Annotated in this window: 11 protein-coding genes; 8 read left to right on the top strand and 3 right to left on the bottom strand. The window is 35.6% G+C overall.

The genetic code is table 11. The features are described 5' to 3' along the window. Nucleotides 1–87: 87 nt before the first annotated feature. The 3 genes from nagA (at nt 88) to B096_RS0104590 (ending at nt 2,649) form a co-directional block, all read left to right on the top strand. Nucleotides 88–1,242: an N-acetylglucosamine-6-phosphate deacetylase gene (nagA, locus tag B096_RS0104600; protein WP_018579585.1), complete on the top strand. Its 1,155-nt coding sequence runs from the start codon at nt 88–90 to the stop codon at nt 1,240–1,242. A 59-nt stretch (nt 1,243–1,301) separates the two neighbouring features. Further along, on the top strand, nt 1,302–2,138 hold the full coding sequence (locus B096_RS0104595; RefSeq protein WP_018579584.1) for a M15 family metallopeptidase: 837 nt from the start codon (nt 1,302–1,304) through the stop codon (nt 2,136–2,138). Nucleotides 2,139–2,229: 91 nt separating this feature from the next. After that, the gene (locus B096_RS0104590; protein WP_018579583.1) at nt 2,230–2,649 is read left to right on the top strand and encodes a hypothetical protein; all 420 of its coding nucleotides are present in this window, start codon (nt 2,230–2,232) and stop codon (nt 2,647–2,649) included. Between the two features lie 31 nt (nt 2,650–2,680). Here the strand turns inward: B096_RS0104590 and pepF are convergent, their stop codons facing one another. The 3 genes from pepF to B096_RS0104575 all read right to left on the bottom strand — a co-directional run bounded on the left by pepF (nt 2,681) and on the right by B096_RS0104575 (nt 7,557). Next, a complete protein-coding gene (gene pepF, locus B096_RS0104585; protein WP_018579582.1) occupies nt 2,681–4,483 on the bottom strand; it encodes an oligoendopeptidase F in 1,803 nt (600 codons plus the stop codon). Nucleotides 4,484–4,552: 69 nt separating this feature from the next. Next, entirely contained in the window at nt 4,553–5,170 is a 618-nt protein-coding gene (locus B096_RS0104580; RefSeq protein ID WP_018579581.1) for an ankyrin repeat domain-containing protein, read from the bottom strand. A gap of 68 nt (nt 5,171–5,238) precedes the next feature. Beyond that, the gene (locus B096_RS0104575) at nt 5,239–7,557 is read right to left on the bottom strand and encodes an HAD-IC family P-type ATPase (protein WP_018579580.1); all 2,319 of its coding nucleotides are present in this window, start codon (nt 7,555–7,557) and stop codon (nt 5,239–5,241) included. 179 nt (nt 7,558–7,736) lie between these two features. Between B096_RS0104575 and B096_RS0104570 the strand changes: the two genes are divergently transcribed. The 5 genes from B096_RS0104570 (at nt 7,737) to B096_RS0104550 (ending at nt 13,047) form a co-directional block, all read left to right on the top strand. Beyond that, entirely contained in the window at nt 7,737–8,768 is a 1,032-nt protein-coding gene (locus tag B096_RS0104570; RefSeq protein ID WP_018579579.1) for an FAD-dependent oxidoreductase, read from the top strand. A 20-nt stretch (nt 8,769–8,788) separates the two neighbouring features. Continuing rightward, a complete protein-coding gene (locus B096_RS0104565) occupies nt 8,789–9,679 on the top strand; it encodes a phospholipase D-like domain-containing protein (protein WP_018579578.1) in 891 nt (296 codons plus the stop codon). Nucleotides 9,680–9,946: 267 nt separating this feature from the next. Next, nucleotides 9,947–11,596, top strand: coding sequence for a ribosomal protection-like ABC-F family protein (gene abc-f / locus B096_RS0104560; protein ID WP_018579577.1), 1,650 nt, complete (start codon nt 9,947–9,949; stop codon nt 11,594–11,596). 104 nt (nt 11,597–11,700) lie between these two features. Next, entirely contained in the window at nt 11,701–12,195 is a 495-nt protein-coding gene (locus B096_RS0104555; RefSeq protein ID WP_018579576.1) for a PcfB family protein, read from the top strand. Between the two features lie 60 nt (nt 12,196–12,255). Further along, nucleotides 12,256–13,047: a replication initiator protein A gene (locus tag B096_RS0104550; RefSeq protein WP_018579575.1), complete on the top strand. Its 792-nt coding sequence runs from the start codon at nt 12,256–12,258 to the stop codon at nt 13,045–13,047. Nucleotide 13,048: the final 1 nt, after the last annotated feature.

Raw genomic sequence — 13,048 nt, 5'->3', positions numbered from 1 at the left:
CAACAAAACTAATGTTTATTATAATTGTGTTAATGGACAAGAGTGCTATAATTGTAGAGTAAACAAAGGTTACAAGGAGGAATTACGATGTTAATTACAAACGGACGTATATATTTAGAAGACCGCGTAATCGATAACGGTTATGTGCTTACAGAAAATCAAACCATTAAGGCAATTGGACTTATGGAAAATGTACCAACTTATTCTGGTGAAATTGTTGATGCTAAGGGCATGAATGTTCTACCTGGATTTATCGATCAACACATTCATGGTGCCAATGGTGCTGATAATATGGATGGTACTGAAGATGCAGTTGCAACAATTGCACGTTTCTTACCAAAAGAAGGAACAACTTCATATTGTGCGACAACAATGACTCAATCTGTTGAAGCTGTTGATAAAGCACTCGGAGAAATTGTGAAGTATGCGAAGAACAATAATAAACCGGGTGAAGCAGAAATTGTAGGGATTCATTTAGAAGGACCCTTTATTTCCGCAAAACACATTGGTGCACAGAACCCAAAATTTGTGCTAAAACCTACCATCGCATCATTTGATCATTTCTGGGATGTTTCAGAAGGAATGATTAAGGTGATTACATATGCACCTGAAGAAGCGGAAATGGGCTTTACAGATCATTTACGTTCTTTAAATGTGGTACCCTCAGCAGGTCATACAGATGCTTCATGTCAACAAATTGAAGCTGAAATTGCGAATGGACTTTCAAACCTAACACACTTCCATAATGCAATGAAACCACACCATCATCGTGAACCGGGTGCAGTTACAGCTGGATTTATGAATCCAACGCTTAAAGCAGAAATGATTTGTGATGGGATTCATTTAAATCCTGATGTTGTGAAAGCAACATATCAAATTAAAGGTGCTGACAATTTTATTGCTATCACCGATTCAATGCGTGCTAAAGGTCTTCCTGACGGAAACTATGACCTTGGTGGACAAGAAGTTATTAAAAAAGGCAAAGAATGCCGCATTGCAACAGGATCGCTTGCAGGGTCTGTAGCAGAAATGGACTTTGTAGTTCGTAATATTAAGCACTTTACAGGCGCACCAATGCGTGATCTAGTGAAGATGTCATCAGAAAATGCTGCGAAACACTTAGAAATCTTTGGACGTAAAGGAAGCATTGCTATTAATAAAGATGCCGACCTCGTTATCTGTGATGATGACATTAATGTTCAAACAACTATTTGTCGTGGTGTTATTGGTTACCAAAAATAATGCTTATAGGATTCTTCGGAATCCTTTTTTTTATGGCATGAATACGATAGAATAAGAGCATGAAGAAAAACTATCGCTTACTAGTCTGTATCAGTTTTATTTTAATAACTGGTTGCAGTACTGCAGAACCTGAAATTACGCAACCTGTCCATGTTAATGACTTGAGCATTGAAGGCATTAATCTTTTGGACGATTATGCACGTGTCTTAAAGTTTTATGAACAACGGGATGTATTATCAACTCATCGGCATGCATATCTTGACTTAAAAGATACACTTGCTAGTATTCAAACAATGGAAGCACTTGAAGCATTTGAAACTGAAATCAATGCTTTTGCGGCAACGTTGGATGATGCATATCAAATGGAAGAAGGAACGCGTACGTACCGGAAAGGGTTGTTAGTTGTCGATCGCGGACATTGTTTACCAAATTCTTATTTACCAGGCGAACGTTTTGAAGCCGAAAATCAGTTTTTATATATGCAAGCAGCAGCGCGCCAAGAAGGTATTGTTCTAAATAAAATTAGTTCATATCATACTCCCACCTTACAAACGCAGTTATACGAAGGCAATCAAGACCGCTATGGTCTTGAGATGGCTCATCGTTATGGTGGCAATGATGGGTGTTCCGAACACCGCAGTGGTTATGGTTTTGATTTTGGTGGGGATGATATTAACACGTGGAACGAACTAGAGTTCAAAGATACAGAAACATACCAATGGCTTCAAGAAAACGCTTATAAATTTGGTTTTATTTTACGTTATCCTGAGGGGAAGGAAACGGAGACAGGGTATGCATTTCAACCTTGGCATTATCGCTATGTGGGTGCAATTTCCGAAAAAATCGTCGCATCAAAAATGACTTTGGATGCATACTTAAGTCAATCACCATTTTAAAATTGTACCTATGAATTCGTGAGTACCATAAAATAAACGTGAATTTACGGAAACAAACGTGATATATTTTATTAAAGGAGGTTTATTATTTATGGAACCTTGTAATAAAAAATTAGCGCACCTCATCCCTGATGAAGGGCCGGCAGATAACGTTTACGGTGAGGTATTACGACAAATACAATGCTTGCGTACCGAAGCGCAAGTTTATGCAAACAAACATTGGGACGATGAATTTGAATATTACTGCGAGCATATTAGTGAATTTTATAAAAAACAAAGTGCACTTTCAGGCACCACAGTTCATGAATGCTTGGATATTATTAAACAAATTCGTAATAGTGGGCGAACTGCCCGAAGTTTTGAGTCGGGTCAGATTTCTGAACAAGCGCTCCTTGCGGATTATGACATGGATTTAGCTTATCGTCATGATGAAGGTTATGATCGATTGTGTAATGCCTTATTGATGATTTATGAGGATAATCCCAACAGTCCTCCCTATATAAAAAGATAAAAGTAAAGCACCTCGTAAGGTGCTTTTTTATTTATTTCATTTGATGTGTAAGGTCAATGATTTCATCAATCATTGCACCAATATGTTCAATGGTATGGCTAAGTGGTTTTTCTGTTGAGAGATCCACATCAACCATTTGTGCGAGTTCCAGCGGTGTTTTGGTACCACCTGCTTTGAGTACGTCTTTCCAACGTTCGATATCTAACTCGCCGTTTAGAACTTTTTGACTGACTTCTGTTGCGATGGTTAAACCAGCACTATAAGTATAAGGGTAAAGTCCCATATAATAGTGAGGTTGACGCATCCATGTCAGTTCAACATTTGGGTTGATGGTTACGGTATCACCCCAGAATGATTCAAGGACATTGCGCTTCATGGCGTTAAGTCCTGCTGTTGATAATGGTTTACCTGCATCGACCGCACGATATACTTCACGTTGATATGCAGCTTCAAGAAGGTGTGTCACAAAGTTGTGATAATAGGTACGACTGATCATGGTTGAAAGAACCCAACGTTTAAAGCGAGGATCTTCAGATTGTGTTGTAAGATGGTTTGCCATAATCAATTCGTTCATGGTTGATGGTGCTTCAATAAAATAAAGTGAAGGACGAGTATCAAAAATATTTTGATTTTGTCCAGCAAGATAGAAATGACCTGCGTGACCAAGTTCGTGCGCTAAGACAAAGACTTCACGCATGCGTTCTGTCCAACTAATCAGTACATATGGGTGAGCGCCATAAGGACTTGAACAGAAGGCCCCGGTAGATTTTCCGATGTTTTGAGGGAAATCAATCCAACGTTCATCAAAAGCACGATTGACCATGGTAAGGTAATCATCACCTAGGATGCTAAGACCTTCCAGTAACTTCTCACGAGATGCTTCGATGGTGATGTCAGGCTCGAAACCTGGGTCTAAAGGCATTAACAGGTCAAAGAATGACATGTTCTCAAGACCATGTTCTTCTTGTAGTAACTTAGCATATTTACGCATATGAGGGGCGAGGTGTTCCGTGATTAAATCGATTTGACGATCATACATGTCACGGGATACTTCTTGCTCAAAGAGAAGATAATCAATTACAGAGTCAAAGCCTTTAAGTGTTGCGAGGGCTTTTTCTTTTAGAACTTGTGTTTGATATACTTCTGCGAAAGTATGTTGATATTCCGCAAGTTTTCCGTAAAATTCTTCAAAGGCTTTATGACGAACATCATGGTCAACTTCATATTCCCATTCGCCCTCAAAAAGCACAAAACTGTTAGGATATGTTTCGCCATTTACTTCAAAATCATCAAAACTCATATCCTGAAGTTTACCACGATTATAAATGGAGTAGGGTGCATCCAGTGCAGCATTTAGCGCAGTAACTGCTGCTTCTACTTCTGGGGAAAGCGCATGAGGCTTTTCACGAAGGACTTGCTTGAGGTAGCCTTTATTAGCATCGCTCATTTCAGATGCAGCTTCTAGGGTAGCGATATCATTACCTGAAATTTCTGAAGTAAAGAATGAGAGTTTATTGGAAATTTCGGTGGTACGAATTGCATAAAGACCATATCGTTGAATTGTTTCTTCATTTGTTTGATCAGCAGAAGCTGAAAGGCTATTAAAGGTACCTAGGTGGACCATTTTCTCATACATTGGAGCATAAACATCCAACGCCTTATTAATCATTGCAGGTGTCGTTAATTGGCCTTTAAAAGTAGATACGAATTGATCAACTTCTTTTTCAAGTGCATCAAAGGTTTCGTTGTAATCCGCTTCCGTTTTAAAAAGACTGGTTAGATCCCATGTATGTTCGGGATTCACTTCATTGCGGTGTACTAATTTTTTTGCCATAAAAAACCTCCTAATTTTTACTATTATACCAAAATAACCGGCAATAAATAAAAAAGATGAGTGAAAAACTCATCCTTTTGGTATATATTTCATCACTTTATGATTTCGATACAATTCAAGAATCGACTTACGAGTGTCGGTTGCCTCTCGAATATCAGAGCCCTTATCAATGAGTAATCCAAACACACGACGTATATCTTCTTCAAATTCAATATCTACAATTCCCAGGTCGATGTTAATCACATCTAAAACGGCGCGCATTAAAGGCGTGTTCCCAAATGTGTCTTGACCATGGACATCAGCGCCTTTATCGAGCAAGAGTTTTAGTAACTCAACATGCTTATCAAAAAGAACCCCATCATTTTTAGGGCCATCGCGCTGTGGTCGAGGATAACGAGAATGATTCAAGGCTTCACTGATGGCAATATGCAAGATGGGTTGCTGCCAATTTTTGAGTTCGCCTTGAACCATAAAGTTTACATTATCCTTTGTTTCAATAATTAACTGAGCAATTTCAAGACGACTGTTTTGAATTGCTTCTTGAAGTGGGGATTTCAAAGTGTCACCCGTTGAGTGACGTACGACGTGTGGGTCGTTGATAAGGATTGACTGAACTGAATCAATGTCATTGTGATGAATCGCGTTAAACAATTCATTCAAAATATCAATCCTTTCTATGTTAATCATAGCACACTTCTAGGTTTAAACCTAAAATACCCACTAAAAACCCTCACAATTTTGTTGTGAGGGTAGGTTTAAGCCGTTTTATTGTTGGTGTAATCAATATACATCAGTGCAAGTTTATGGATGATCACAACCATAGGAATGGCAATAATCAGAAGCACAGCGGTAAATTGTGCATGTTCAGGACTCAATGGTTGAAGTTCAAGAAGCGGCCAGAATATTTTTGTTGCTAATCCAAAGCCGATTACATTGATAATGAGTACAGCGGTACGATAAAGATTAAGAGGTTTGTAAATGCGGTAAATCATACCAATTGAAACATAACCATTGATAAAGTACATCATTGTTTGAACGACATCAGTTGTTAAACCAAAGTGTGTACCCCAAATGTTGAGGAACAACCACAGTAAGATAATCGTCATTGCATTTGGGAATGCATGACGTAATACGTGATTAAGGATTCGTTCTTTAGGTCGTTCATAACTAGGTTGGAACAGTAACATAAAAGAAGGGAAACCATCAATAAACATATTGGTTAGTGTGATTTGGAAGGGGATAAAAGGGAAGGGCACATTCATGACAACTGCTGTAATTGCGATAAAGATGGTTAGAATGGTGCGAAGGTAGTACATGGATGCAGAACGGGTAATATTATTTATTACCATGCGCCCCTCTTTAACTACATCCACAAGGGTTGATAGTTGACCATCCATAACGACAATTTGTGAGATATGAAGGGCAGCATCGCTACCTTCTCCCATAGCAATTGAGCAGTCGGAATTTTTAAGTGCAAGAACATCATTAATGCCATCTCCGGTCATCGCTACTTTTTCACCATGTTCTTGAAGAATACGTACGAAATCGAGTTTTTGATTGGGCGTTGCACGACCAATAACATTGCTGTTTAAGATTGCATCAGTAAGTTCTTCTTCAGTCTTTAATGATTGTGCATCGACAACCATTTCATAATTTTCAATACCTGCTTTACGTGCAATTGCAGCTACCGTCTCAACATTATCTCCAGAGATAACTTTTGCGGTAACGTCATTTTCACGAAAGAACTGAATTGCATCATAGGCGTCATCTCGGATGGGGTCCTCTAAGGCGATATAAGCGAGCGGAAGAATACCTTTTAGATTGCTATCTTTATGTACGGGTGATAGCGATTCACAAATTAAAAGGATGCGCGCACCATCTCGACGCAAGGATTCAATGTGCTGCGGGATGCGTGTGCCAGGCAGTAAAATATCGGGAGCACCAACGAGCACGGCATGATTGTTTGAGAAATTCATACCTGCCCACTTTCTCGCTGAAGAGAAAGAAATTTGTTCAACCGCCTGTAGCTCAGTAGGAATAACATCAAAATGTTCTTTGATTGCAAGCGAGGTTGCATTATTGTCTTGAGAGTTTTCAATATAAGAACTCATGTATTCATACAAAATATCATCGTGTACATCAACATCAATGACTTTCATCACCCCATGAGTCAAGGTTCCGGTTTTGTCTAAACAAAGCACACTTGATTGTGAGAGTGTTTCAATGGCGTATAAATCTTGAACAAGGGTTTTCTTTGATCCCAGTTTTAGGACAGCACCAATCAGCACGAGTGTAGTTAAGAGCACCAACCCTTGCGGTAACATACCAAGTAAGGCAGTCGAAGTGTTAACGATAACCGTATCTAAAGGTTGTCCTCGAGATACAAGACCTTGATAGAGCAAAATTGCCCCAATCGGAACGATAAAAAAACTCGTAATTTTAGTAACAGTTTTAAATGTTTTAAGAAGCTCAGAGGAGATAACACGATTGGTTTTAACAGCTGAGGTAATCTTGATGGCATAATTATCTTTACCAACATGAATAATCTCCGCATAACATGCACCACTCACAATAAAACTACCGGATAGAATTTCTGCATTGACCGTTTTATCGACAGGATCTACTTCACCTGTGAGCAACGATTCATTGACTTCAACCGAACCGTCAATAATTTTGGCATCAGCGCTAATTTGGTTTCCCGCTTCGTAATAAAGTAAATCACCTAATACAATTTCTTCATTATCCAACTCAAGCCGTTCGCCATTTCGAATCACAGTCGTTTTGGGGGAGATAATAATATTAAGCTTACTGATTAAATTGCGGGAGCGTATTTCCTGGAAAATAAACATAAAGGTATTGGAAATAATAACTCCCATAAAGAATAAACTCGTCCATGCTTTTACATAGACTAGCGCTGCGGCGATGATAATGTTATATAAGTTAAAAAGCGTAAATACATTACTGAAAATGATTTGCGCATTGGTTTTAATTTCAGGTTTTGGGAGTCGATTGACTTTACCTTCCTGTGTTAATTGTTTGACTTGTTGTGTCGTTAGACCTTTTTTATTTTGCATAGCGATACTCCGTAATCTATTTATAACTATAAATTTAATCGACAGAAAAATCAACACTATACTAGTGTTATAGTACAAAGTATACATTATTATTTTGAACTTGTGACGAAAGTTACAATTTTGTTACATTAGAACGATAATTTGTTACACTAGTACTAAAAGAACTAAGAGGTGTGTTGATGAAAAAAATAGCAATTATTGGTGGTGGTGTTGTAGGATCTACAGCTGCCTATTATTTAAGTAAACACGGAGAACAAGTTACCCTATATGATGATGGCAATGGGCAGGCGACTAAGGCTGCCGTAGGTATTATTTGTCCATGGGTGAGTCAACGCCGCAATAAGGAATGGTATGCGCTTGCGCGTGAAGGTGCAGCATTCTACCAAACTTTAAATAACGATCTTGAAGATACATCGTATTACCGTCAAAGTGGTGCTTTAATAGCTCATGATAAATTATTAGATAAACTCTATCATATTGCGCTCGAACGCCGTGAAGAAGCTCCTGAGATGGGTGATGTTATCATTTTAGAGGGAGATGAACTTAAAGAAAAAATACCACCGTTTATACAGTGCAATCGAGCACTTTATGTTTCAGGAGGTGCGCAAGTGGATGGTGCGAAATTAGTTCAAACCCTCCAAACAGAAGCACAAAACCTTAACGTCGTGCATAAACGCGTTCATTGGTCACGGCAAGAAGGCCAACTCATGGTTGATGGCAAAAGATATGATGCCGTGATTCTTGCGTGTGGTGCATGGTTGCAGGAGCAATTTCCCGATAAAACCGTTGATGTGAAACCACAAAAAGGTCAATTGATTGAATTTTACGATGCTTTGGATTATGCGCATACTTACCCTGTTTTTATGCCACAGGGAGAAATAGATTTTTTATATGGTAATCAAGGACAATTAGTTGTTGGAGCAACACATGAAAATGAACAAGGTTTCAATCTTGATATCGATCCGAATTCCAGTGAATATCTCATTGAAGAAGCAATAAAATATTATCCGGAACTAAAAGACATAGAAATTAACAATGTACGTGTGGGTACCCGCGCGGTTAGTTCAAACTTCAGTCCTTTTTATGGAGAAGTAGAGGGAGAACCAAATCTGTACCAAGCGAGCGGATTGGGGTCTTCGGGACTGACAACTGGGGTTATAATTGGGAAAAAGCTTTCGCAAAAACTTATTGAGAATGATAAGATAAATTAAATAACAGGGGGACAACGAATATGGAACTTACAGAATTACTAAAAGGCAGCCTCGAGACATCTTATGTAGATAATAAGCTACTGTCTAATGAAAAACTTTTGACTGATTTATTAATCAATGATTATCGCAGAGGTGAGAAGGTTCTGACGACAATTCAAAATGAGTTGCTCACCTGCGATGAATTTATGATGACAGTTGCTTTTGTCACCGAAGGTGGATTAAGTATTTTAGCAAATCAGCTATTACATTGCATTGAAAATAATATTAGAGGAAGAATAATCACATCATCTTATTTATTTTTTAATAATCCTCGGGTATTTAGAAAATTACTGACTTTTCCGAATCTCGAAGTTCGAATTCATGAGAACAAACCGCTTCATTCAAAGGGATACATTTTTCAACATCAAGGTTATAGTAATCTCATAATTGGTAGCTCTAACTTAACGCAAGGTGCACTCACTACTAATAATGAATGGAATATTAAACTAAGCTCTTTAGAAGATGGGAAAATATTAAAAGATTCTCATGATGAATTCGATTACCTTTGGAAAAATTCACAGCCTTTGACCGAAACATGGATTATTGACTACGAAAAAAAATATATTATTCAACAAGCGATTCAAGAACAAGTAGAATCATTGAATAAAACTAACGACGAAATTCGGCCGAATAAAATGCAAACCGAAGCCCTAGAAAATATCCGAAATTTGAGAGCGGAAGGCGCAAATAAAGCATTGCTTATTTCAGCTACGGGGGAGCGTGTCATAATAGTGACAGGGTGCATAAATGCTTTAAGATCAAGGGTTTCAGGAACTTTAGTTAATATGATTCATGCATTGCTTAGAGTAATTAAGTATAATTATTGTAAGCAGTGCATGAGAAGTAAAGATGTCTTAGCGTTGCAATATTAAAAATAAAATGCTATACTTGCATTAATAAGAAGTCATTAAAGTATTATATATGGAAGGAGAAATTATAGAAATAATGAACAAATAATCCATTAGCAAATAAAGAAAACGAAATATATTAGAAGTTGTTAGACTGTACCTAATATATTTATGTCTATTTTTATTCTGAGTGGATAGTTTGTTTAGATAATGCTTTATTATAAATTTTTATAGTTTATCTATGTATCTATTGTCATGCTATCCTCTCTATTTTCAAAGGAGGATTTTTTTATGTTAAAAATTAGTATGAAAAAGATAAAAAAATATTACGGAACTAGATTACTATTAGATATTGAGGACTTAAAAGTATATGAAAATGATAAAATTGGAATTGTGGGTGTAAATGGTGTAGGTAAAACAACTTTATTAGAGATTATTAATAAAAATATTGATTATGATAGTGGTGAGTTGTTTTATGATAAAAATACCGTTATTAAATATATTCCACAATTAGGCGAACCAAGAAGAAAAACAATAAGTGGGAAATATGCATCTATATTTCAAGTTGAAAATAACTGGAATAATAATATGAGTGGAGGAGAGAAAACCAGGTTTAAATTGGCAGAAGGGTTTGAGAATAGTAATAGTCTACTATTAGTAGATGAACCAACAAATAATTTAGATATTGATGGAATAGGGTTAGTTATAAAAAATTTTAAAGCATACAAAGGTCCTTTTTTAGTAGTATCCCATGATAGGAATTTCTTGGATTCAGTATGCAATAAAATATTGGAAATAGATAATGCTAGATGTAAAATTTATAATGGTAATTATAGTAAATATCTTGAATTAAAAGAAATGGAAGATACGAGGAAGGATTTTGAATACAAGGAATTCATTAAGGAGAAAAATAGACTTACTAATCTTAAAAGAGATGTAGAAAATAAATCTGCTAAGGTAAAAACCACACCTAAAAGAATGGGAAATTCAGAAGCACGACTTCATAAAATGGGGGGGCAAGCAAATAAAGCGAACTTAGATAGGTTTGCAAAATCTGTAGAAAAAAGAATAGAACACCTAGAAAATAAAGAAAAGCCTGTAGAACAAGACATAATTAAAATTAAGATATTGGAATCAAGTAAACCTTATAGCAAAATATTGATATCTGGAAAGAATCTAAATAAGAGTTATGGAGAAAATATAATATTTCATAATGCAGACTTCAATATTAATAATGGCAAAAAAACCGCTCTTTTAGGACCTAATGGTAGTGGGAAGACTACTTTAATTAACATGATATTAGATAAAGAAAAAATTAATATAAGTAAAAATGTCAGGGTAGGTTATTTTAGCCAATCTTTGAATATTTTAGATGAAGAAAAAACTATATTAGAAAATGTTATAGACAAAAGCATACATGATGAAAGAATGGCAAGATTAATTTTAGCAAGATTATTAATAAAAGGTGATAAGGTTTTTGAAAAATTAAAAGTTCTGAGTGGAGGAGAGAGAGTAAAAGTTTCCTTTGCTAAAATAATTTTAGAGGATATTAATTTTTTGATCTTAGATGAGCCAACTAACTATCTAGACATAAATAGTTTAGGGGTAATAGAGGAACTTCTAAAGAATTATGATGGTTCAATTTTATTAGTATCTCATGATATAAGATTTATTGAAAATATATGTGATGAATTATTAATAATTGAAGGCAAAAAAATAGAATCTTTTAGTGGTAATTACAAAGAATATATGAAGAACAAAAGCAAAAAAGAAATTAATACAAAAGAAAAAAACATTAAGGGAGAAATAATGATACTAGAAAACCAAATATCTTCTTTATTAGGTAAGATTTCTATTGAACAGAACGAAGATAAAAAAGCAGAATATGATAAGGAGTATACTTTAAAGTTGAAGGAGTTAGAAAAATTATATAAGAGATAAATACAATATTAAAGAGTAAAAGCATAACTTAACAAATCTTAGCGGTTCAGACCTAAAAATCTGGGCCGCTTTTTTTATTTCCCCTCAGAAAGGAGGTTGCCTAAATGGTAAATGATGAAGTTAATAATAAGGCAATAAATATTGAAATTAAGGTTGCACAGTATTCCGCAAAAGCTATCTTAAAAGCAATGAAAAAAATTATGGAAGATGCTGCTGAAAAAAGCCAGCCACTTGCAGACTATCTTAATGAAAAAAGAAAAACTAATTCAAGAAAGCTTAAGGATATGGTAAAGAAGGGTCAACTAGAAAATATTAATTTACAGAAAGGGGAGATCAAAGAACTAAAGAAGCAGCTTAATAGGTATGGTGTCAATTTTTCCGTTATGAAGAACAAGGAATCAGGACTATACTCTGTATTCTTTCAAGCCAAGGATACTAAGGTCATGGACTTAGCTTTTAAAAAAGCTATAGAGAGGTCAGAAAGGAAAGAAAATAAAAGGGATTCTACAAAAGAAATCCTGAATAAATTTAAGGAAAGGGTGAAAAATGTGGCAGTTAAAGACAAAGTTAAGGAAAAACATCATGAACATGAGAGATAGATGGACCAGGCATTTAAGAGAAATCTTAGGTGTCTTTTTTATTGAGATGAGGTGATGTGAATGGATTTTGATTACTTTTACGGAAGAGATTCTGAAAGTTTTAGATTTATCCGTTTACCTATAGTTCTTATAGAAGATGAGAAATTTAAGGGATTATCAATAGACGCAAAGGTGCTTTATTCCATGTATTTATCAAGAAGCACTTTGTCCTATAAAAACAATTGGATAGATGAAAATGGAAGAGTTTATATCTATTTTACTGTTGAAGAAACTGCCCAACAACTAGGTTGTGGTATTAAGAAGGCAGTTAAACTTATAAAGGATCTTGAAGTAATAGGTCTTATTAAAAAGAAAAGAACAGGACAGGGAAATCCTACTAAAATTTATGTTAAAGATTTTATGAGTATTTTTAGAAATGAAAACTTTAGACCTGTCAAAAGAGAAAATCAAGACTTGTCAAAAGGACAAGTCAAGAATGGCGATTTTGATAATTCAAGAATGGCTAAAAAGGAAAGTCTAGACTTATCAAAAAGACAACCTAACTATATAGAGAATAATAAGATTGATAAAAGCTATATTGATTTTAATCTAGAAGACAAAAAAGGAATCTTCCAAAATGTAATTTTATCAGATGAGGAAGAAAGTATTTTAGAAGAAAAGATACCTAACTTAAATGATTATATAGAAAGATTATCAGCCTATATGCAAAGTACAGGCAAGGAGTATAAAGACCATGCCTCAACTATTATGAGCTGGTACTTAAAGGATAAAAGAGAAGGAAAGCTTAGGAGTGAAAAAGCCTATACAGGAGATCCTTCAGATTATGAAAGTGAGTGGAACTTAAATAATTAAG

It is taken from the genome of Erysipelothrix tonsillarum DSM 14972 (assembly GCF_000373785.1).
In the GTDB taxonomy this organism is placed as follows: domain Bacteria; phylum Bacillota_I; class Bacilli_A; order Erysipelotrichales; family Erysipelotrichaceae; genus Erysipelothrix; species Erysipelothrix tonsillarum.
Note: the sequence above shows the minus strand (reverse complement) of the source record. Positions and strands in the feature narration are given on the sequence as shown.